Source organism: Laceyella putida (assembly GCF_042665195.1).
In the GTDB taxonomy this organism is placed as follows: domain Bacteria; phylum Bacillota; class Bacilli; order Thermoactinomycetales; family Thermoactinomycetaceae; genus Laceyella; species Laceyella putida.
The window spans coordinates 88135-109987 of sequence record NZ_JBHTBW010000015.1; the positions used below are offsets into that span (position 1 = coordinate 88135).

General features: G+C 51.6%; 23 protein-coding genes, 2 riboswitches and 1 other annotated feature (1 of these 26 cut by a window edge). Of the genes, 6 read left to right on the forward strand and 17 right to left on the reverse strand.

Features of this window, described 5'->3' with window-relative positions:
• Positions 1–117: a binding site (T-box leader), on the reverse strand (it extends 117 nt beyond the left edge of the window).
• A 72-nt stretch (positions 118–189) separates the two neighbouring features.
• From rsfS to ACFQNG_RS05850, 7 genes are all read right to left on the reverse strand, one after another.
• Complete coding sequence (gene rsfS / locus ACFQNG_RS05820) at positions 190–522, reverse strand: ribosome silencing factor (RefSeq protein WP_379863971.1); 333 nt, start codon at positions 520–522, stop codon at positions 190–192.
• 5 nt (positions 523–527) lie between these two features.
• Positions 528–1118: a bis(5'-nucleosyl)-tetraphosphatase (symmetrical) YqeK gene (yqeK, locus tag ACFQNG_RS05825; protein ID WP_379863943.1), complete on the reverse strand. Its 591-nt coding sequence runs from the start codon at positions 1116–1118 to the stop codon at positions 528–530.
• Positions 1108–1692, reverse strand: coding sequence for a nicotinate-nucleotide adenylyltransferase (locus tag ACFQNG_RS05830; RefSeq protein ID WP_379863944.1), 585 nt, complete (start codon positions 1690–1692; stop codon positions 1108–1110). The genes yqeK and ACFQNG_RS05830 overlap by 11 nt, the downstream gene beginning before the upstream one ends.
• 15 nt (positions 1693–1707) lie before the next feature.
• Positions 1708–2568, reverse strand: a complete 861-nt coding sequence (locus ACFQNG_RS05835) for a shikimate dehydrogenase (RefSeq protein WP_379863945.1) — start codon at positions 2566–2568, stop codon at positions 1708–1710.
• 54 nt (positions 2569–2622) lie between these two features.
• Positions 2623–3732: a ribosome biogenesis GTPase YqeH gene (yqeH, locus tag ACFQNG_RS05840; protein ID WP_379863946.1), complete on the reverse strand. Its 1110-nt coding sequence runs from the start codon at positions 3730–3732 to the stop codon at positions 2623–2625.
• A gap of 20 nt (positions 3733–3752) precedes the next feature.
• Positions 3753–4277 carry a YqeG family HAD IIIA-type phosphatase gene (locus ACFQNG_RS05845; RefSeq protein ID WP_379863972.1) on the reverse strand — a complete coding sequence of 175 codons (525 nt, stop codon included), beginning with the start codon at positions 4275–4277 and terminating at the stop codon, positions 3753–3755.
• Between the two features lie 166 nt (positions 4278–4443).
• Positions 4444–4623: a hypothetical protein gene (locus ACFQNG_RS05850; RefSeq protein ID WP_379863947.1), complete on the reverse strand. Its 180-nt coding sequence runs from the start codon at positions 4621–4623 to the stop codon at positions 4444–4446.
• Between the two features lie 225 nt (positions 4624–4848).
• On the opposite strand from ACFQNG_RS05850, the gene ACFQNG_RS05855 reads away from it, so the two are divergent.
• Positions 4849–6084, forward strand: a complete 1236-nt coding sequence (locus ACFQNG_RS05855) for an MFS transporter (RefSeq protein ID WP_379863948.1) — start codon at positions 4849–4851, stop codon at positions 6082–6084.
• 73 nt (positions 6085–6157) lie between these two features.
• On the opposite strand, the gene ACFQNG_RS05860 is transcribed toward ACFQNG_RS05855, so the two are convergent.
• From ACFQNG_RS05860 to ACFQNG_RS05870, 3 genes are all read right to left on the reverse strand, one after another.
• Positions 6158–6748: a DedA family protein gene (locus ACFQNG_RS05860; protein ID WP_379863949.1), complete on the reverse strand. Its 591-nt coding sequence runs from the start codon at positions 6746–6748 to the stop codon at positions 6158–6160.
• A 407-nt stretch (positions 6749–7155) separates the two neighbouring features.
• Positions 7156–7602: an NADAR family protein gene (locus tag ACFQNG_RS05865; RefSeq protein ID WP_379863950.1), complete on the reverse strand. Its 447-nt coding sequence runs from the start codon at positions 7600–7602 to the stop codon at positions 7156–7158.
• A 272-nt stretch (positions 7603–7874) separates the two neighbouring features.
• Positions 7875–8975 carry a M24 family metallopeptidase gene (locus ACFQNG_RS05870; protein WP_379863951.1) on the reverse strand — a complete coding sequence of 367 codons (1101 nt, stop codon included), beginning with the start codon at positions 8973–8975 and terminating at the stop codon, positions 7875–7877.
• A gap of 250 nt (positions 8976–9225) precedes the next feature.
• Between ACFQNG_RS05870 and ACFQNG_RS05875 the strand changes: the two genes are divergently transcribed.
• Entirely contained in the window at positions 9226–9420 is a 195-nt protein-coding gene (locus tag ACFQNG_RS05875) for a hypothetical protein (protein WP_379863952.1), read from the forward strand.
• A 42-nt stretch (positions 9421–9462) separates the two neighbouring features.
• Here ACFQNG_RS05875 and ACFQNG_RS05880 read toward each other — a convergent pair whose 3' ends face one another.
• The 5 genes from ACFQNG_RS05880 to ACFQNG_RS05900 form a co-directional block, all read right to left on the reverse strand.
• Positions 9463–9975: a 1,2-dihydroxy-3-keto-5-methylthiopentene dioxygenase gene (locus ACFQNG_RS05880; protein WP_379863953.1), complete on the reverse strand. Its 513-nt coding sequence runs from the start codon at positions 9973–9975 to the stop codon at positions 9463–9465.
• Positions 9976–9987: 12 nt separating this feature from the next.
• Complete coding sequence (locus tag ACFQNG_RS05885) at positions 9988–10638, reverse strand: methylthioribulose 1-phosphate dehydratase (protein WP_379863954.1); 651 nt, start codon at positions 10636–10638, stop codon at positions 9988–9990.
• On the reverse strand, positions 10635–11297 hold the full coding sequence (locus ACFQNG_RS05890) for a 2-hydroxy-3-keto-5-methylthiopentenyl-1-phosphate phosphatase (protein ID WP_379863955.1): 663 nt from the start codon (positions 11295–11297) through the stop codon (positions 10635–10637). Before ACFQNG_RS05890 ends, ACFQNG_RS05885 begins: the two co-directional genes overlap by 4 nt.
• Positions 11294–12535, reverse strand: coding sequence for a 2,3-diketo-5-methylthiopentyl-1-phosphate enolase (locus ACFQNG_RS05895; protein WP_379863956.1), 1242 nt, complete (start codon positions 12533–12535; stop codon positions 11294–11296). Before ACFQNG_RS05895 ends, ACFQNG_RS05890 begins: the two co-directional genes overlap by 4 nt.
• Positions 12536–12600: 65 nt before the next feature.
• Positions 12601–12759: riboswitch (SAM riboswitch) on the reverse strand.
• A gap of 60 nt (positions 12760–12819) precedes the next feature.
• Positions 12820–14007 (reverse strand): pyridoxal phosphate-dependent aminotransferase, encoded by a 1188-nt coding sequence (locus ACFQNG_RS05900; RefSeq protein ID WP_379863957.1) that lies wholly within the window; start codon positions 14005–14007, stop codon positions 12820–12822.
• Between the two features lie 106 nt (positions 14008–14113).
• Between ACFQNG_RS05900 and ACFQNG_RS05905 the strand changes: the two genes are divergently transcribed.
• The 3 genes from ACFQNG_RS05905 (at position 14114) to mtnA (ending at position 17494) form a co-directional block, all read left to right on the forward strand.
• Positions 14114–14896 (forward strand): carbon-nitrogen family hydrolase, encoded by a 783-nt coding sequence (locus tag ACFQNG_RS05905; RefSeq protein ID WP_379863958.1) that lies wholly within the window; start codon positions 14114–14116, stop codon positions 14894–14896.
• A gap of 101 nt (positions 14897–14997) precedes the next feature.
• Positions 14998–15161, forward strand: a riboswitch (SAM riboswitch).
• 70 nt (positions 15162–15231) lie between these two features.
• Positions 15232–16452: an S-methyl-5-thioribose kinase gene (gene mtnK / locus ACFQNG_RS05910; protein WP_379863959.1), complete on the forward strand. Its 1221-nt coding sequence runs from the start codon at positions 15232–15234 to the stop codon at positions 16450–16452.
• On the forward strand, positions 16445–17494 hold the full coding sequence (gene mtnA / locus ACFQNG_RS05915; RefSeq protein ID WP_379863960.1) for an S-methyl-5-thioribose-1-phosphate isomerase: 1050 nt from the start codon (positions 16445–16447) through the stop codon (positions 17492–17494). The genes mtnK and mtnA overlap by 8 nt, the downstream gene beginning before the upstream one ends.
• Positions 17495–17691: 197 nt before the next feature.
• Here the strand turns inward: mtnA and ACFQNG_RS05920 are convergent, their stop codons facing one another.
• Both ACFQNG_RS05920 and ACFQNG_RS05925 read right to left on the reverse strand, forming a co-directional pair.
• The gene (locus ACFQNG_RS05920) at positions 17692–18495 is read right to left on the reverse strand and encodes a TatD family hydrolase (RefSeq protein ID WP_379863961.1); all 804 of its coding nucleotides are present in this window, start codon (positions 18493–18495) and stop codon (positions 17692–17694) included.
• 109 nt (positions 18496–18604) lie between these two features.
• Positions 18605–19435, reverse strand: a complete 831-nt coding sequence (locus ACFQNG_RS05925) for an aldo/keto reductase (protein ID WP_379863962.1) — start codon at positions 19433–19435, stop codon at positions 18605–18607.
• Between the two features lie 470 nt (positions 19436–19905).
• Between ACFQNG_RS05925 and ACFQNG_RS05930 the strand changes: the two genes are divergently transcribed.
• Positions 19906–21543, forward strand: coding sequence for a glycosyl hydrolase family 18 protein (locus tag ACFQNG_RS05930; RefSeq protein ID WP_379863963.1), 1638 nt, complete (start codon positions 19906–19908; stop codon positions 21541–21543).
• Positions 21544–21853 lie beyond the last annotated feature (310 nt).

Sequence of the window (21853 nt, forward strand, 5' to 3'; positions counted from 1 at the left end):
CGCGTTCCCCTTCGGAGCGATAAGACGAGTTCATCTACTGTCTCAGGTTGACTCGCACCGACCGTCAACTCTCTGGACTGAGCCACGTAAACTACTACTCCTTATCATTGCCGTAAAAACCTTGTGTTTTCTCTAATTATATGCAAATGGGAAAATCAGTGTCAACGCATTATGGCAAATTTATCTCCACTATTGAACCTGCACTTGCTGAGCGTCGCCCCATAAGCGTTCCAGGCCATAAAATTCACGCTCATCTTTGTGGAAAACATGCACGACCACATCCCCGAGGTCAATGAGAACCCAGCGAGCATCCTGGTATCCTTCGATCCCTTTAAGTGGTAGGTTGAGTTCGGCGACTTTCTCTTTGATGCCATTGACAATCGCTTGCACCTGCGTCTGCGAATTTCCGTGGCAGACAACAAAGTAATCGGCAAACACCGATAACCCACGAATATCAAGGACCGTCACATCTTGGGCTTTTTTCTCCTCGGCAGCGGTGGCCGCCAATTGCGCGATTTCCACTACGTTCAAATAGATTCCTCCCTTAGTTCCGTTTGAGTCACTTGATCTAGCAACCAGTTGCGCGTAAAGAGGGTCAACGGATACACTTTCTGCCCCTTTTGAATCAAAAAGAGGATGGTGTTATCCAGTGCTTTGATCATCGCTTGATCCAAGTTCGACATTGCCAGCCCTCTCACTTCATCCACACCCGGGAAACGGCGCCCCGGTTCAATGTAGTCGGCCAACCAGATCACTTTCTCCAGAAGTGACATGTGCGGGCGGCCCGAAGTGTGGTATTGGATGGCGTTCAGGATATCTTGATCGAGAATGCCAAATTCCTCACGCGCCACGATGGCCGCAACCGGGCCATGCCATAATTCTTTATTGTATTGCAGTAGATCTTTGGGTAAGTCTGTGGCCTGAATCTTCGCTGACAGTGTGTCATCAGGCCAGAACTTGCAATAATCATGCAGGATGCTCGCCACGACGGCGGGGTAAGGGTCCATTCCCAGTCGGGTCGCCAATGCCACGGCGGTCTCCTTGACTCTGAGCGTATGTTCCCACCGCGACTTCGGCATTTGTTCTTTTGTAGCTTGCAATAAAATCTCAAGATCCATACAACCCATGCTCCCTCATATACTGGTAAACGGAATCCGGAACGAGGTAACGCACTGATTTTCCTTGGCGAAGACGCTGGCGGATCTCAGTGGAGGAAATATTGGTTTCAATCGCATCCGGTATCCAGTGAAGGGAATTTTTCACCTCGGCTGGCAATGTTTCCACTTCCACGCCCGGACGCCCCAAGCCAATCACTTGGACAAACTGTAGGATTTCCTTTATTTTATACCAATTTGGCAAATCTTTCACCATATCCGCCCCAACAAGCAGGTAAAATTCCACACCAGGATGGGATTCGCGCAACACCCGCAACGTATCGTAGGTATAAGACGGACCCTCCCGCTCCAACTCCATCGTCGACAGGTGAAAGCAAGGATGGCACCGAACGGCCAAGTGGACCATATGGACGCGATGGGAAGCGGCCGTAATTTGCTTGTCTAACTTGTGTGGTGGTTCAGCTGCGGGGATAAACCAGACCTGATCCAAGGCGGCCACTTCACGCGCTTGCTCCGCCAAGATGAGGTGACCCATGTGGATGGGGTCAAAGGTCCCACCAAAAATCCCTACCTTCATGGTGATTCACTCTTTCTATTCCCTTTTTCCCGTTAAGGCAACCTCCAACACTTGCCGCATCACCCCAACCGGCGCCGGGGCGTCCAACCAAAGCTCCAAGGCCAATGCCGCCTGATGAAGGAGCATCCCTTCTCCCGTATGGATGGCGGCCCCTTTGGCTTCCGCCGCTTGCAACAAGGTGGTCATCCGCGGATGGTAGACCAGGTCGCTTACCAGTTGGTCGGCGTTCAACCACTCAACGGGAATGGGCGTCGCTTCAGTATCTGGCACCATCCCTACCGAGGTGGTGTTAATGATCAGTGTCGCTTTCTTAATCTCGGACTGGCAATCCGCCATGGCCACCGCTTTGGTCTGGGTATGGCGCGACAGATGGTGCGCCAGCTCTTCCGCTTTGACGATGGTGCGGTTGGCAATCGCAATGGAGGAAACGCCAGCCGCGGCCAACGCATAGCCCACTGCCCGGGCCGCTCCGCCCGCCCCCAAAATAACCACCCGCTGTTCCGTTAGCGGGAGGGAATGTTGCTCTTGCAACGAGCGGAGATAGCCCGCCCCATCCGTGTTATAGCCAATCCATTTGCCGTCCTGTTTCACGACCGTGTTGACGGCCCCTATCTCGCGCGCCGTTTCATCCAGCCCGTCCAAATATTCCATAATCGCGACTTTATGGGGAATGGTAACGTTCCATCCCTGCACATCCAATGCCTTGAATCCCTGAATCGCTTCTTTCAGCTCTGTTGGGACCACCCGAAAGGCCAGATAAACATAGGGCGCTCCCATCTCGGCAAGTGCCGCATTCATCATGTCAGGTGACTTTGAGTGATTGACCGGATCGCCGATTAAGCCGAGCAATCCGGTATGGCTATCAATGGAACGCATTCCTTTCCCCCCCTTGCTTATGTGAGCGAACTTCGCTTTTTCAGTAGAACCCTTCTAAATCAGCGCTGGGCGCGTCGTCACCTGAATCCCTTCAGGTGCCCATACATTTATCGTCGCCTTTTCCTTCCCGCACGCAATCCAGCCAAGTCCGGAAATCACAATATCTTGTTTTTCGTGACCGGTCAGGTTTATCGTATGTTTTTTCCATGCGGGAAGCACAGCCGGATTTTGCGGCGGGGCCAACAATCCACCGCGGTGCTTTTCCCAGATGTCATCGGCTTGCACCCGTTTCGTCCGATGAACATATAAGCGATTGGATAAATAGCAGACGAACGATTGCTTCTCCCCACGCATGAAGTCAAACCGGGCGAAACCGCCGAAGAAGAGCGTTTGGCCCGCGTTCAGCTGGTACACTTTCGGCTTGAGGGTGGTTTGCGGCACCACAAACTTCAATTCCTTGGGCTCCACCCACTCGCTCACCCGATCTTTGCGCACGATCCCCGGGGTGTCAATGATTTCTTTCCCATCATCCAGTGGAATATGGATGGCATCCAACGTCGTTCCGGGATAAGGCGAAGTGGTGATCACATCTTGTCCGCCTTCCGTGACTTCTTTGATCAATCCGTTGATGAACGTCGATTTACCCACATTGGTCGTTCCAACGATATAGACATCCCGTCCACGACGATGATATTGAATCGCTTGGATCGCTTCACGCATCTTTATGCCCTTGGCGGCACTGCACAGAACCACTTCTTCCGGGTGAACCCCCATTTCCCGCGCCGATTGGAACACCCATTCCCGCAAACGCCCCCATTTGGTTGAAGGCGGAAACAGGTCAATCTTATTGGCGACGAGGAGCAAGGGATTATTCCCGATCCGGCGATGCAATCCCGGAATCCAGCTGCCGGCGAAATCAAACAGGTCGACGACGAGCACCACCAGGCTGTTGGTTGACGCAATCGAGTCAAGCAAACGAAAATATTCATCGGGATCTTGCTCTACCGCTTCAATCTGTCCATAATGACGGATGCGAAAACAACGTTGACACAAAACCCCTTCCCGGTCGAGCGCTTTGGCTGGGGCATAGCCCACCCGATTGGGATCCTCTGTCTGGATCGCGATCCCACATCCTTCGCAACGAAATTCATTCAAGTCGTTCAATCGTCTCTCCACCTTGCTTTCTACGTTGATTCACTTTTATTGGAACGATCCCATCGCACATATCCTTTTCTTTCCATCCAGAAAAAAACCAGCCGTTCGACACGGCGATTGATTCTCGTGAAAAACCCATCTATGTGTGAAACGGGCGCAACCAAGATGGTGTACAGGCCCATGCGATTGCCGCCGAACACATCCGTCAACAATTGATCACCGATCACCACCGTTTCCTCCGGCTTGGTGCCCATCTGCTTTAACGCCTTTTTGAACGCGGGAAGCAACGGTTTTCTGGCTGTATGTATGAAAGGAAGTCCTAACGGTTTGGCGAAATGGGATACTCTCGTCTGATTATTGTTGGACACAATCATCACATGAAATCCCATGTTGCGCAACTCATCCAACCATTCGACCAGCCGTGGGGTGGCATCGGGACGCGTCGATTCGACTAATGTATTGTCCAAGTCAACGATGATCCCTTTCACTCCACGCTGCTTTAATTTCAGATAATCAATGGCATAAATCGACTGTGCAAACAGATCAGGTACCATGAATTTTAGCACATCCCACACCGTCCACCTTGAGACTTGTCGGCAATAACTATATCATAGCGCAACCAAGGGTTGCAAAAAACAAAAAGACCGGACTGATCGCCGATCTATTCGGATGAATCCACACGTGCCGACGCGGTGATGATTCATTTTCCATTCGCCTGGCTTATGATTGCCCGTCTTTCTCCGTTTCCAACCGTTCCTTTTCCTCAAGGACCGCCAGGAACAGGTCCGCATCGGACAAGTATTGAAACCAGGCAATCACTTCTTCCGCTTCCGTTTCAATCACGTTGTACCCTTTATCTTCAAGCATTTCTCCAACTCGTTCTAAACGATACGCTGCCACGACACATTCCTCCAACTCGATTGTCTCCCCCTTATTTTGCTGTTTCTCTCATCGAGATGCAAGCTGTTTCCGCCGGTTCTCGATAAGTGTTCGCAAAAAATAGGGACACTGCCAGGCGTTATTCTATCTTATAATGAAATTATCAAAATGGCAGGAGGGCCCTTCCCATGTGAACGAAGACCATCATACCCAACTTCAAATCAGTATAGCTAGAGGAGGATTCGCATGAAGTGGCCCCGGTCGTTTCTATTTTTGTGGTCAGGGCAAACCATGGCCAATCTGGCTGATTCTTTCTATATCCAAGGGATTGTCCTGTTCATTTATCATGCGACGCATTCTGCCGCCTATGCGGCTTTCGTTCCGGTCATTCGCTTGGGAGCGATGATGGCCAGCGGATTGATCGCCCCTTTATTGATGGAGCGGATGCCTCTCTTACGCCTGCTCAAACTGTCTCAACTGGGCCAGACCTGCTTCCTGGCCTTGATGATCCTGATCATCCCGCATGTCGGCTCCTCGTTCCTGGCCATTTGTGTCTTCATTGCGCTCACTTCATTTTTTGACGGGTGGAGTAACCCAAGTCGCAACGCACTCACACCCCGATTGGTTTCCGAAGAACAATGGGTGAAGGCCAACAGCCTGACCGCAACGACCGACCAGTTGGTGTTGCTCATCGGGTGGGGCTTGGGCGGGTTACTGGTCACCCTCTTTTCTCCCATCAGCATCTTGTGGTTAACCGTCTCCCTCTTCGCGTTTTCCGCCTTCACCTTATTTGGGATTTCAGACCCCATGCAAAACGCCGATTCGGCAGCGACGGAACCGCAAGCCAATCGGTGGGAAACCCTGCAAGAAGGCTGGCGTCATCTCTTCACCCATCCCTTACTTAAACGGCTGATCGCGATGGATATATTTGATTTCGCGGCGGGTGGCGTCTGGGCCGGCGCTGTGATGCTGGCGTTTGTCACGCAGGTTTTGCAAGCGGGGGAAGAATGGTGGAATTTCTTAAATGGCACCTATTTCGCAGGCACGATGTTGGGTGGTTTCATCGCCCTCAAATGGAGCAAATGGGTGGATCATCATTTGCTGCTTTGTTTGTTTATCGGCGGCCTAAGCATGTTTGGATTCACCTTCATCTACGCCATCTCACCATGGCCGCTGGTCTCCCTCATGCTTTGCCTGCTCATGGGCCCACCCAACCAAACGAAGGAGATCGCCAAACGAACCCTTTACCAATCTTCCGTTTCGCTTGAGATGATGCCCAAAGTGTTTGCCGCCCAGAATATGGTCAGTTATGCCCTGTTCAGCCTATCTGTCCTCGTCATGGGATGGATCGTCGACGTCTTGTCGGCCCAAGCCGCCTACTTGGTTGCGACGGGTCTGTACGCGGTCTCGTTTGTCATCTCGGTCTCACTCCGCCGTCACGCGATCAACCCAGAGCACAAAACGGGTGCACGGGTTGGCTAAGCCAACAAAAAAACCAGCGAACACAATGGTTTCGCTGGTTTTTCCTCAAACTGCGCCTCAAACATCCTTCCGCTCATCCTTTTTCACACTGGGTATTCTGTTTATTTTTTTTAAGAAGATACCACCCGCCCAGCACCAAGACGGCGACGCCAAATAAGATATACCCAAATTTCTGTGAAAGGTCGAGGAAGTGTTGCACCGTGTCCAGGTTGCCCTTTCGACCGACAAACAACAGCAAAGTGTTCCATGGAAAGACACCGAGGTAGCTGAACAGAAGGAAGCGCCACAACTTAATTCGGCTCATCCCTGAAATATAGGAAACATAGTTGCCGAAGCCGGTTGGCCGGGATAAGGTAATGCTCCATTCCCCATACTTTTGAAACCAAAACTGCGCTTTTTCGATCTTTTTTTGATCAAATTTCTTTTTAGACAACTTTTCAATTCTGGTTCCAAGATAATAAGGAATTAAACTAAATGCGATATAAACAATACTGTTGAGAGCGGAGATCAGGACGAGGGTCAACGGGCTGACATCCATCAGATAACCGTAGATCAGAACGAAGAGCCCTCCCGGAAACGGCAGCGAAGAAGCTTCGACCGCCGTAGCCACAAACAGCCCCCACATTCCACATTTAGCCAAAAAATTCAAAGCAATCTGCAGCATAAGTCCACTCCCTGCTGTCTTGTTCGCCGTACAAAACGCATTCACACCGATTTATATACGTGATAAATAATTCTCTATTTCACGAACTGATCTATTCACTAGCTAGTATATCATATCGAACCTCTTCTGGTGCATCTCCCACCATTTTCTAACAGCGATTCCAGCTTGTTTCGCTTTTTCTATTCTTTCTCAGACGAGCCCGATCGATACCAGCTATGATTCATTCTTTTCTCTTCACTCAACCCGTTTTGTCCCGTCACATCTCACTCTCCTATTTTAGCAGGTCATAAGAGGAGGTGACAGTGAACAACCCATGACACGTAATATTGTTTAAATATTCGGAATTAACGAAGTGGGAAGGAACAGGCCAACGGCGGGAAAACCGCCACTGACTGGCACGGATCATGTCACATCTCTTCACGCAGGCGCGTTCGCACTTCCATTAAGATGATACCCAACATATTCTTGCCTGTCCCTTGACTGCCGACACCCCAATAGGTATCGGTTGTCGTCAACTCTACAATCTCTTCTTCGCCCGTGTCCAATAAAACGGACTGAATCTCAGGATGACTTTTAAACTTGGTGTAGACCGCTTTCCGCATCACATCGTCTTTGATCGACTCCCAATCTTTCCGCAAGGGCATTTTTCGGGAACGTCCCAATTGCGCCGCCGTCATGGGAGATGACGCCAAACGGATCTTCTCCGCATATTCCGGTGCCGTCGTCACAAACTTCTGTGCCTGAAAATAATGTTCCGTCGTCGGCCACTCCTTGCCATCCAATTGGATCGGGTGAGCGGAAAAATTGGAAAAGCAACCGTACGCCTCTTTCACACGATAGAACGTGATAGCCACTGGTACCGACCTCCCCATTAGCCTTACTTAGTGAGCGTATTTTGCGAACTTGAGACTGGACTGTACTCCGCTTGGCGAAGTTTCCCTTTCAGGATGAAAAACTCCTTCGTCATATAATCGAACATACCAGTGGTACATATTCCACTGGTAGTGATATGGTTCTATTAACCTTATGAGATGTGTGAAAACACACCTCTGTACTGGGTCGTTCCCACATGACGGTGGGCGGGCGTGAACACCCTGAATTCAGGCTGGCAAAACGGCGTGGAGCATCAATGGATGATTTGGAACTCTTTAGGAAAACGGGTTAACACTTCCGCCCCATCCGCTGTGATGACCACATCATCTTCAATCCGAACGCCGCCGACTCCCGGCACATAAACACCTGGCTCAATGGTGAAGACCATGCCCGTTTGCAGCGGATCGTCGTTCCGTTCATGGATGGATGGGTATTCATGCACATCAATGCCCAGACCATGGCCGAGACGATGGGTGAAATATTCGCCGTAGCCGCGTTCTTTGATCAGATTGCGGGCGATCAGGTCCAAATCCCCCATCCGCAAGCCGGGACGGCACGCCTCCACCGCGGCCACTTGCGCCGTCAGAACGGCATCATAAATCGCGCGTTGCTCTTCACTCGCTTCCTGGTAAGCAAACGTGCGTGTTATGTCGGAACAATATCCATCCAATACGACGCCCAAATCAAACAGGACAAAATCGCCTTTTTGCAATGGCCGTCCGCCTGGCGTCCCATGGGGCAAAGCGGAGTTATCGCCAAAGAGGACGGTGGTGGGGAAAGACATTTCCCGAATTCCTCTTTTCTTCATGGCCAACTCAATCTGGGCCACGATTTCCATCTCAGTGCAGCCGATGGCAAGGGCGTCCAAGCCCACTTGCACCGCTTCATCCGCTATCAAGGCCGCTTCACGCAAAATATTGAGCTCATCGGCGCTCTTCACTAAACGCAACTGGTTGATGCGCGCATCCACCGAAGTGAAGGTTGCTCCGGGCACGAGCTGGGTGAGCGCTTCGACACGGGCATAGGAAAGCGATTCTTTTTCAATCGCGATGGTGGCGTCACGCCCAATCCCACGTTTGCGCAAGGCTTCCCCGATCATCACCCAGGGATCTTGCGCATCGTCATACCCAATGAGCTGACCCGTCCAGCCGGCCTTGCGCGCCCGCGCTTGTTCCATATTCGGGCACACGAGGAACGGGTCCGCTTCCGGGAACAGGAAAACGCCCATCAGCCGTTCATGCGGATGGCATAAAAAGCGGGTAAGATAAAACACGCTGGGGGTGGAATGTACAAACGCCATGTCCATTCCTTCTTGTTTCAACCACAGAGATATGTTTTCCCATTTACGTTCCATCGTCCAAACACTCCTATATCCATGACATCCAAGATTTTTCAAAAATATGGTGTGAGTGAATCCATTCACTAACTTTATTATACTGGAACGTTTCATTCACACACACATAAAATATTATTTAAATACCTTCGGTAAGATTTTGGTTTAAGGAGAGAGGAACACGGGAAATATCTCTCTATTAAAACTCGGACTCTCTTTTTCACTTGGTTCTGTGCGGAACAATGAGCAATTCTTAGGGGGGTATCTCGTTATGGCAAAAACCTATTTATGCGAGCACTGCGGAAAAGTCGCGGCAAAATACGAAGCGCGGCTGACGAAAGAAGGAAGAAACATCCTCGTCTGCCAGTCCTGCTTGAAAAAATTGAATGACGATCCAGCCACGCTGGCCAATCCCCATCCTTTTGATCTGGATCTTCAAGATGGGGAATCTACGTTTCAGGTATAATAAAAAAGCAGCTTCTCTCAGGCAGAGAAGCTGCTTTTGCGTTTAATAGATCGGAACCCAACCTTCTTTGGTTTTAAAGATCCGTACGGCCACCACTTTGCGGTCCGCCATCAGGGTGAAATAGTGGCGGTAATTCTCGGGCACGGAAATCAAATCACCCGGCTCCAGTTCCACATCGAAGTAACGGCCATCCAATCCTTTAATCGCAAAAATGCCATGTCCACTCACAATAAACCGCACTTCATCGTCGGTATGGTGATGTTCCGCTTTAAAATTCTCCAGCAATTGGTCCAAGTTGGGGGTGGCATCGGACAAGGATACCACGTCCTCGGTCACATAGCCGCGCCTTGCCGACAAATCGTCGATCTCACTGCGAAACACTTGAATGATCTCCGCTTTTTCCTCATCATTCAAATCGTATTTTTCCCGCAAGTGCGTCGGCAACTTGGAGATGTCCCAGTTCTCATAAATGACGCCTTGGCTGCTTAAGTATGCGCTCACCTCTTCAGGTTGGCTCAATCTTTCATCGTTGTCATGAAAACGCAATTCTGCCATAATCAAGTCCTCCTATACATGGATGATGGGGGTGGATGAAAAAACCCGTGACTGCTGCAGCATCAACATCTTCAAATGGTAAGAGCACAAGAATTCAAAGGCTTCCAAATGTTTCTTCGCTTCAAACCCATCTTTGCCCCATACGGTGACGCCATGGTTGCGAATCAACACCGCTTTGGTTCCCGGTGTGATCACATCACCCACTTCTTTCGCCAACGTGCGGAGATCGGCGAAATTCTCCACGATCGGCACGGTTATTTCGCCATCCTCTTCCCAAATCCCAAAAGCTTTGATCAACTCTTGATTGCGGAATGTGATCGCACCTTGATCGGCGTACAATTCCGACACCACATTGTTGTCCACCGTATGCACATGCAAACAGCAACCGGCGTCCGTCTTGCGGTACACCTCCACATGAATGCCCGTTTCCGCGGACGGCTTTAACGCGGTGGCTTCAACGGCTCTCCCCTCTCCATCGACAAGGAGAAAGTCTTCCAGCGTCCGTTTGCGTTTATCCTTGCCGCTGGCGCTGACCAATAATGTCAGGGGATCGTCGCACACCTTAATGGACAGGTTGCCGCTGGTTCCGGGAAACAAGTCCCGGCTGGCCAGCTCATCTTTGATCTCCGCCAACTCATGCCACTTCCGCGCCACAATGCTCATGCCACAACCCCCTTGTGCTGAAGAGATGAAAGGATGTCATGAAAGGTGGTAAACGGCGTGTAAGCGATGCCCAACTCTTCGCATTTCTTTACGAGGAAATCGCGGGCAAACACTTGGTCCGCCTGTTTCGCTGCGGCCAGATCGGTGATTGAATCACCAATGACGATCCGGTGGTACAGATCCCTCGGAAACTGTTTCAAAATCGCGGGTTTGCACAAGCCGCAATCGTTTTGACAAGTCTCATCACACCCGTAGGGCCACAGGATGCGGATCGTTTCCCCGCTGAAGTCACTGCCGTTGCAGTAGATGCTCTCCCGGTCCACATAGCCATCCAGCATGGGATAGACAAAAAAGTCAATTCCCCCGCTCACGATGTACAGCGGGATTTCCCGAGCTTTGGCAAATTGCACAAACTCAGCGAAACCGGGGCGTATGCGCGCATGTTCCAGCACGAACTGAATGATCTCCTCCTTCAGGGCAACGGGCAACATGGCAAACATCTGCCCCACACCCGAACGGATCGATTGGCGCTGGGCCAACACATTCTCTTTGATCGCTTCCCACGCCGGAGGGGCAAATTTCTTCATGATCGCGATGATATTGTCCGTATCCGTGATGGTGCCATCGAAATCGCAGAACAGAATCGGTTGTTTGCTCATGGCCGCACCCCCCCACCCCAAAGCGAAAGCGCTTTGGCCAACTCAGGATGGGACGCACCCACTGCTGTCGGATCCCCACCCGCCAACACGACTTCGATCGCTTGGCGAAAAGCCCGTCCGCCGCCAACGGCGCCGTCCGGATGACCGTGCACTCCGCCACCCGCGTTAATGACGCAATCATTGCCGAAATCATCCATTAGCACGGGCACCAGCCCAGGATGAATCCCTGCGGAGGGAACGGGAAACGCGGGGCGAAGACCGGCCCACCCACTCACCAAGTGAGCATGGATTCCCAAGGCGTCTTGTTTGGGGATGGCGACACTGCCATAAGGGGATGGGAACAAGACGAAGTCCGCCCCCGCCAAACGCAATAACTTGCCTAAGAGCAGCGCCCGGTCCAACCCATACAGCGCGGAGGAGCTGAATGCGCCGGAGACAGCGGGATGAGCCATGATCGGCACGGAAATATCCGTATCTTCAGCCAGTTCTTGCAATACATCCAGCCCATACGCAAACACATTGAACAACAAGGCGTTGGCTCCTAAATCGACCGCCCGTTTCGCCTTTTCTTTCAGCTCGGAAGTGCGCCCCGTCAGATTGACGGCATACAGCGTCTTGTGTCCCGTTTCCGCTTCCGTCTCGCGCAGCACTTCTTTGGCTGCCCGAATCCGTTCGGCAAAGGGGGTCAAGGGATTGTCAAACAAGATCTCATCATCTTTGACCAAGTCGATGCCACCCAACGCCTGAGCGCGCAACTGATCTTGAAAGTAGGACAGGTCTCGCCCCAACATCGCCTTGAAAATGCTCATCACCAGGGGCCGATCAGCCACGCCCAAGGCCTCCCTGATTCCTTTGATTCCGTATTGCGGTCCCGGAAAAGCCTTTAACAGCTCGGGGGATAAGTCAAGATCCACCAGTTTGATCTCGCCGTCGAGAGAAAGCTTGCCAAACACGGTTGTGAGAATGGCAGGCAAATCCGGCGAGAAGTTGGCCGCGGGATAAGCGATTTTAATCAAGCCCCTGGTACGCTCGCCGCCGAGATAACGATTGGTGCGCTCCTCATCGGGAAGAGGGATCACTTCCACCACTTCCCCTTTATGCCGCTCCAATTGGGCTTGTTCTATCGCCGGCAGATTGGTCCAGGAACCAACGGTAAGCCCCAGCGCAATGCCCTCCGCTTTTTTATTCAGGTCCGCCTTCGCCTCATGCACGAGATAAGTCGCCACGACTTGGCCCATACGCTCAACTCCTTACAATAAAAAACCCCTTCGCGAGGAAGGGGATGATCAACAGACTCCACTTCCTCCCATCTCTCAGCTGATTCGCTGCAAGAATTAGCACCGTGCCGCCAATGGTTTGCACCATGCCCCTTTGTCTCCAAAGGCGTCCCATCACCTGATGGGTTGAACGGTCGGTTGCTGGGCTTCATCGGGCTCGTCCCTCCGCCTGCTCTTGATGAGAGAAAACATATAATTCCGTTTCAATTTTCAATTTTCCTTGTCATTATGTCATATAATCTCTACTATGTCAATGGGTTTTTCACGAATAGGCACTTGGCCATCCGGTCAGCCGCCTCGATCAGACGCTCTTCGCTGGTCAGCATGCCAACCCGGACATAAGCATCTCCCGCTTGCCCAAATCCAAGCCCCGGCGCCACCGCCACATGCGCCTGCTCCAACAGGAGGTCGGCAAACGACTCCGAGGTATGCCCTTGTGGCACCGGCAACCAGCAGAAAAAAGAACCCGCGGGCTTCTCCGCTTGCCATCCATGCCCTCGCAACCGGTCGATAAACACATTGCGACGCCGCTCATACGTGGCCACCAGCTCACGCACACAATCTTGCGGACTTAAAAGCGCGGTCGCGGCGGCCTGTTGGATGGCGCCAAACAAACTGACGTAAAAATGATCTTGTAGCAAATTTATGCTTTCAATCACTTCTTCATTGCCCACCGCAAAGCCGACGCGCCAACCCGCCATATTGTACGTTTTGCTCAACGTGTAAATCTCAATTCCCACCTCTTTGGCCCCTGGCGTCTCCAAGAAACTTCGCGGTTTCAATCCATCGAAACCGATGGCGGCATAAGCGAAGTCATGAACAACCAACACATCCCGCTCGCCTGCCTTCCGCACCACCTGGACAAAGAAGTCCGCATCGGCGACGGCGCCGGTCGGGTTGTTGGGATAATTGAGAAACATTAATTTCGCTTTGTCCCATGTCTCGGCGTCGATTGCGTCCAAATCCGGTAAAAACCGGTTTTCCGCCAATAACGGCATCAAGGCCATCTCCGCATCGGCCATGGCGATCCCTGACCAGTAGTCAGGATACCCAGGGTCGGGCACCAGCGCGACATCGCCCGGATTGAGGTAGCACTGAGCAATCTCAACCAATCCGACTTTGCCGCCAAACAGTACCGCTACTTCCGTCCGGGGATTGAGTTCCACCCCATATTCCCGCTTGTAAAACTGGGCGACCGCCTCTTTGAGGAAATCATGCCCGCGAAACGGCGAATATCGATGGTGTTGGGGTTCATCCGCAGCTTGTTTTAACGCCTCTACTATATGCGAAGGAGTGGGCAAATCCGGATTCCCTTGGCCTAAATTGATCACATCATGTCCTTGCGCCTGCAACCGGCCCACCTTGGCGACCAATCGGGCGAAAAACTGTTCAGGAAGGCGATTCAGCGCTTCCGCGCGTTGAAACCTTTTCAAGATTCCTCACATCCACTCTCTCGTAAATGTTCTTGAAATTCTAATGGTTTATGTTATATCGTTGAGGAGAATCTGTCAAAGTCTTTTTTGGGAGGATGTTTCTCCTATGCGATTAAAATGCGCTGTGATTCAAATGGATATCGCCTTCGGGCAACCGGAAAGCAATATGGCCATGGTCGAACGGAAAATTGCCGACGCGGCCACGAATAATCCAGATGTAATTGTCCTGCCAGAATTATGGACCACGGGCTACGACTTGCCGCGCCTGGATGAGATCGCCGATTCCGACGCGGCAACAGTGAAAGCCTTCATGGCAAAGCTAGCCCGACAATACGGCGTCCATATCATCGCCGGTTCGGTCGCCGAGCGGAATGCCGCCGGCACATGGAATACGTTGCTCGCCTTTAACAGCCATGGTGAGCAAGTGGGCGAATACCGGAAGGTGCACCTTTTTCGCCTGATGGACGAGGAGAAATACCTCCAGCCCGGGGAACGCATGGGTTCCTTTGAGCTGGCTGGCATCCCTTGCGCTGGGGTCATCTGCTACGATATCCGTTTCCCCGAATGGATCAGGAAACATGTTGTCGCCGGTGCGCACGTGTTGTTCGTCGTCGCGGAATGGCCGATGCCGCGACTCTCCCACTGGCGTAATCTGCTCATCACCAGGGCCATCGAAAATCAATGCTATGTCGTCGCATGCAACCGGGTGGGCAGCGATCCCAACAACACCTTTGCCGGCCACTCGCTCATCGTCGATCCCTGGGGGGAGATCGTGGTTGAAGCGGGGGCGGACGAACAAACCTTGTTTGCGGAGATCGACCTGGATCAAGTGACCCACATCCGCAAACAAATCCCCATCTTCACGGATCGTCGTCCGGATTTGTATTAAGCCGAACCACCACAGGCAATCAATTTATTCTGTTGACAATCTTCTACACAAAAGTGTATTATTCCATTAACAATCTTAAGACAACGGCATATGGAAGTAGTCTCTTATCCAGAGCAGGTGGAGGGAAATGGCCCGATGAAGCCCAGCAACCGACCGTAATACCATCGCGAGATGGGGCACCTCGTCAACACAAGAGGAGCCGTGGTGCAAACCACGCAAGGCACGGTGCTAATTCCAGCAAAACGATGATTTTGCGAGATAAGAGGTTTGGAGCGTATGATCCGAGCCTCTGACAGGAAGAGGCTCTTTTTATATGCCCTGAAGGAGGACTTCCAGTGAGCCTGCAAACAAAAAAACCGTATGAAGCATTGACAACGGAAACAGTGGTTCAAGTCGTTGCGCCATTAAATCACTTCGATGATGTGAACCAATTGGAGATAAAAGAAATCGGAGATGGGAACTTAAACTATGTCTTCCATCTGGTTGAACCCGCCACGGGCAAGTCGCTGATCGTCAAACAAGCCCTTCCTTATGCCAAAGTTGTTGGCGAAAGCTGGCCACTCACCTTGGACCGCGCGCGGATCGAGAGTGAGGCGCTCATCAAAGCGGGAGAATATGTCCCCGCACTCGTTCCCAAAGTGTATCATACAGACAGGCAATTGGCCTGCACGGTCATGGAAGATCTCTCCGACCATCTCATTCTGCGCAAAGGCTTGATCCAAGGGGAAGTCTACCCCAAGTTGGCGGAACACATCGCCACATTCCTCGCGCAAACCTTGTTTCATACCAGTGACTTTTTCCTTCATCCCTTTGTCAAAAAGGAGCAAGTGAAGGCGTTTATCAATCCTGAACTTTGCAAAATCACAGAAGACCTGGTATTTACAGACCCTTTCTTCAATCATGATACGAATGATTTCCCTGAAGAATTGAAATCCTCTGTCGAGAGACTGTGGAACGATCAAACGTTGAAGCGGGAAACGGCCAAGTTGAAGCATGCCTTCCTGACGCGCGCGGAAGCCTTGCTGCATGGGGACTTGCATACTGGCAGCATTTTCGTCACGACTGATTCAACCAAAGTGATTGACCCGGAATTCGCTTATTATGGTCCAATCGGCTTTGACATCGGGCAATTCTTCGCCAATCTCGCGCTCAGTTATCTCTCCCACTTCCATCACAGCAAAGACCAGCATAAACGGCAACAGTTCCAAGCGTATCTGCTCAATGTGATTGAAGATACCTGGACCCATTTCACCGAGCAGTTCAGCCAACTGTGGCACAGCAAAGGGCAAGAGGCCTACATGCAAGTGGCCGGGGTGGAAGAGGATTTCTTTGCCCAAGTGCTTGAAGATGCAATCGGGTTCGCAGGCTGTGAAGTGATCCGCCGAACGATCGGCTTGGCCCATGTCGCCGATCTCGATTCGATTGAAGACCAAGCATTGCAGTTGAAATTAAAGGAAAAAGCTCTCGCATTGGGAAGCACGCTGGTGAGAGAGCGCAAACAACTGACGAGGATTTCCCGGTTTCTGGAAACGATCAGGGGTGTCGCCCATGCTTAGATCGATCGAGTATAAAAAGGATCATGTGCTGATATTGGATCAGCAACTTCTGCCTCATGAAACGGCCTATGTGCGCTGCGCGACGACTGCCGAGGTGTGGGAATGCATTCGGGCGTTAAAGGTACGGGGAGCCCCCGCCATCGGCATGGCCGCCGCCTTTGCCCTCGCCGTCTGGGCCAATCGTTCTCGGCTTTCCACCTTGCCCGCCTTTTTGGAATCGCTTGAGCGGGAACGGGACTATCTCGCTTCATCCCGGCCCACCGCGGTTAATCTCTTTTGGGCATTGGATCGCGTCATGTCCAAAGCGACAACGGCAACCGGCGTGGAAGAAGCCAAACGCCTGATTGAAACGGAGGCGCTGGCCATTCAGGCGGAAGATGAAGCCGTCTGCAAAAGCATTGGTGAACACGCCTTATCCTTACTGGCGGACGGTGATGCCATCCTCACCATCTGCAATGCCGGAGCGATTGCCACCGCTCGCTATGGCACGGCTCTGGCCCCGCTCCATCTGGCAAAGGAACGCGGCATCGGCCTGTCCGCTTATGCCTGTGAAACACGCCCACTCCTGCAAGGGGGCCGCCTGACCACATGGGAATTGCAACAAGCGGGGGTGGACGTCACCTTGATCAGTGACAGCATGGCGGCCTATACGATGGCCACCAAAAAGATCGCCGCTGTCATCGTCGGTTGTGACCGTGTCGCGGCCAATGGGGATACCGCCAACAAAATCGGCACGTTTGGCTTGGCTGTTCTGGCAAAGGAATTCAATATTCCGTTCTATGTCGCCGCTCCGCTGTCGACGGTCGACTTGTCCACCGCCACGGGAGATGAGATCCCGATCGAAGAACGGGCTCCGGAAGAAATCACCCATTTCCAAGGCCAACCCATTGCCCCCGCGGGCACCAAGGTGTTCAACCCGGCCTTTGATGTGACACCACATCGCTATATCACCGCCATCATTACGGAAGCGGGAATTGTGCGGAACAACTATGCGGAGGCGCTATCTCGGTTGAAGCGAACAGAGCATGCCGCCGCACAATGAAACAAGAACCCCCGGCGCACCCACTCACCATTGGGCACGCCAGGGGGTCTTCTCGTTTCAAGCCGCTTGTTATCAAATAGGAGGAAGGAGAAGGTACTCGAAAAATATTATAAACCAATGATTCTATTTTTAGCAATAATCATTCATTTGTATGGAAGGTGAGCGAGAAAACGCACCCGCACCAGCCCTTCCGCCACTCACCCGATAAACCGCCATGTATTGTCGATGATCTGCTGCCTTAGTGATGAGGCCTCTTCCCCACGCAGTTTTGCCAACTCCCGCAGCGTTCGTTCGATCATCAGGGGATGGGTGCGTTGCCCTCTCCAAGGTCCTTCGTGCGGCCAGGGGCCATCCGTTTCCAACATGATGAGGTGACGGGGATAGGTTGCCGCTATTTTTCGGGTTTCTTCCTTATATAGCAGATCAGGCGTGAATGAAACATAGATTTCCCGCTCCGCCAGCTGGCGAAGTGTCGCCGAGTCCGTCTTGAGCCAATGGAAATGGACACGGGAGAGTGGATGCCGGTCGAGATGGGCCAATATCGTGCGGACATCTTCACTGACCCCATGCAGAATGACAGGCTTCTGCAAACGGCTGGCCAGTTGCAGCCATTGGTCCAAGAGCTCCAAGTAAGGGGCTTCCTCCCACTCGCTTCCCTCTGCGATCCGCTTCCGCCGCAAGTAATACGGCAGGCCAATTTCCCCGATGGCATCGATCTCCCGCTGATGCGTTTCAATCCAAGCGATCAGCTCATCCGGCGCCTGGGGAGGCTGTTCTGGGTGAAACCCGCAAGCTGCGTATACTTTATCAGGATAACGCCGTTTTAGTTCCAAGGTCCGCTGTGAGGAAGCAAAGTCCATCGACACGGCGATCATGCCGATGAGGGCGGGATCAGCGCACATGTCGGCAATCTCGTCGTCTGTGTATTTTTCGAGGTGAATATGGGCGTCGAACAGCATGATGGGATTCCTTTCCATTTGCATTTTTAGTCGGTCTACCATGTTCCCAGCCTTTCTTAGCGATTGTTTTTTGTGAGCTTAGAAAGACTGGACTCCGCTTGGCGGAGTTCGATGATAAAAAAATCCCCCGGTTTGGGGGATGTGTCTGGTTTTAAAAATCGAAGTTGTCGGGATCCGGACCGAAGCGATGGTGCTTATCCAACGCGTCGATGCGCGCCATGTCTTCTTGGCTCAACTCAAAATCAAACACATCGGCGTTTTCTTGAATGCGATGCGCTTTGACCGATTTTGGAATCGTGACCACCCCGTGTTGCAGGTCCCAACGCAAGACGATCTGGGCTGGGGTTTTGCCGTATTTCTCCGCCAATTCCTGCAGAAGCGGGACATTGACCACTTCGCCCTGCATTAACGGGCTCCATGCTTCCAACTGAATGCCTTCTTGTTTGCAGAAGGAGAGGAGTTCTTTTTGCGCCAAGTACGGATGGAACTCAACTTGGTTTACCATGGGCTTCACTTCACTGTCAGTCAGCAGGTCTTGCAGATGGTGAATTTGGAAGTTGCTTACCCCAATCGCCCGCACCTTGCCGTCTTTATAGAGCTTCTCCAACGCTTTCCATGTTTCTTTGTACTTCCCTTTCACAGGCCAATGAATCAAATAGAGGTCAATATATTCTAAACCCAGTTTGGTACGGCTTTCTTCAAATGCCTTGAGGGTGGACTCGTATCCTTGGTCGGCATTCCACACTTTGGTGGTGACAAACAACTCTTCCCGTGGCACACCTGCCGCTTTGATGGCTGCGCCCACCCCTTCCTCGTTTTTGTATACCGCGGCGGTGTCGATGCTGCGGTATCCGGCTTGAATCGCTGCCTTCACCGCGTTTTCCACTTCTTGACCCTCTTTAACTTGCCATACGCCCAATCCCAACCACGGCATCTTCACGCCATTATGTAATACCGTTGCATCTGCCAAATGTTTTGCCATGCGATCTCCCCCATTTCACAAGCATATCCAGAGGTATTTTCCCCTCTATCATACAATTAAAACATAAGGTACTAGAAATAAGATAGTCTTATTACCCACATTATAGAACATGTCAAATAAATCGTTTCCGCACTCCTTAGCCCCTTGACAGGCGACATCCGGCAACCAAGTCGCCTGCACCTCGTCGACACGACTTCCGCAGTCTTAAAAGAAGCGCTAAGACTCTTTGCACACCAAAGCGCCAAGCGGCTCTCCGTCTTTTCGCTCTTATTCCCATCAACGGCAAAGACCGAATTGTGAAATGTATGGGAAATGTCCAAAATGCCGCTTTCCAAGTTCTTTTAAAACATCTAATATATCAATATGCACATAGGCTTTTTCATGGAGATAACCCGCTTTTCTTATGGCAGGACAAGAGTTCGAAATCAAGAAAACATTCTGCACCTTAAACGGAAAGGAAAAAATTTATGGTGACCAATCAAACAAAAAAAATCGCCATTATCGCAGGTGCCATTGGAGCCTTAGCGTTGATCGGAGGCGGAATTTTCTATTTCGCCAACGCCGAGAGCGAAAAGACGGCAGCAAAGACAACCCAGGCCCCAGTCGCCAAGATTGAAGAATCTACTGAAGATTACAACGACGACACGAATGTTGAACTGGCCGAAGAGGCTGATGTAACCCATACGAACACACCAGCGGAAAAGAAACAAGTCCAACGCCAGATCCAAAAAATCCTTGTCGCTCACAACAATGTACCGAATAACGCGAATCGAAACACCCGTCCAACCCCAACCGCGCCAAGTGGGAGCGAAGGCACACATGACAGCACCCAAACAGGGAACGGCACAAAACCAGCGCCTACCGCTCCAGCAGGTCAAGTGAAACCGGGCGAACAGCCCCAACCGACACCACAACCAGCGAAGCCGACGGAAAAGCCACCAGCCGTCAAGCCTGTCCCATTACCAGCACCCTTGCCGGATAAGTCAACTCAACCGACAACGAAGCCGACGGAAAAGCCCGCCCAGCCTCAACCACAACCGAATAAGCCACCAACTCAACCACAACCGAATAAGCCACCAACTCAACCACCGGCCGAAAAGCCAACCAACCCGACCGAACCTGGTGAAGTGAAAGAGCAAGGCTTGCAGGTGACCGCTTGGTATCCATTCTGGGGTGGCAAAGCGGCACAGACGGCAGTGGCGCAACAGCCGATCAAAAAGATTGATTTGTTCTATTATGAATTGAAAGAAGACGGCACAGTCGGCTTAATGCAATACGCCAAACCAGTCAGCCAAGAAGTGTTGACCGCCGCCCGTCAAAAAGGCGTGCAAATCAATGCCACTATCACCAATGCCGGGGGCTGGTCCAACTTCAACGAAGGGGCAAACCGTTTACATGAACAGATCTCCACACCAGCGGCCCGCAGCAAATTAACCGATACATTGGTTCAATTTGCGATAACGAACAAATTTGATGGCTTAGATATCAATTTTGAAGTCATCTATGGCAAAGATCGTGACAATTTCTCCTTGTTTATGGAAGAGCTCTCCGCCAAGCTGCATAAACACAACAAAAAGTTATCCATATGCGCTTATGTAAAATTCTCCGAACCGGGCAATTGGGACGGTAACCTGGCCCAAGATTGGAAGCGGCTCGGACAAGCCGTTGACGAATTCAAAGTGATGGCCTACAACTACAGCATGGCCTCACCGGGACCCGGTGCGCCAGTGAATTGGCTGGATCAAATCATCCAATTCGGAAAAAAACAAATGCCCGCCAAAAAGTTGTTCATCGGTTTGCCTTCATATAGCTATGAATGGAATTTGAATACAGGCCAACGTTATACGGTGACGTACGCCACCGCACAAAACCTGATCAAGAAATACAATGTGACCCAGATTAAACGCGATGAAAACGGTGAACCTTATTTCACTTACAACAACGACAAAGGTGAACCTTTCAAAACTTACTTCCAAGACGCAACCAGCTGGAAGAAGAAGATCGAAATGATCAAAACCAAACACGCCGATATTGGCGGCATCTCCAATTGGTATCTCGGCGCCGAAGACCCGGCCACTTGGCATGTCGTTAAAAGCGAATTAAAATAACAGGATAATGACAAAGCCTATTGGAGGAAGATTTTTGCCTGTACCCTGTGGGTGAAAGCGGAGTGACTGGGAGCTTTAAATCAAGCGGAGTGCCGAACGGAGGAGGAAAGCGGGCAACCCTAAGAACGACAGTGACTTTGCCCTCAAGCTCACGAGGACAGGCCCGCGCCGAAGTACGATAACGGAGCTCCTTCCTGATTGAGCGACCATGGAACGCAGACTCAAAAATCGACTCCGGGGCCACTTTGATCATTAAAATAAATTTCATTCCATCGACAGCCCAGTTCCCTCCCAATCAGGAGGAACTGGG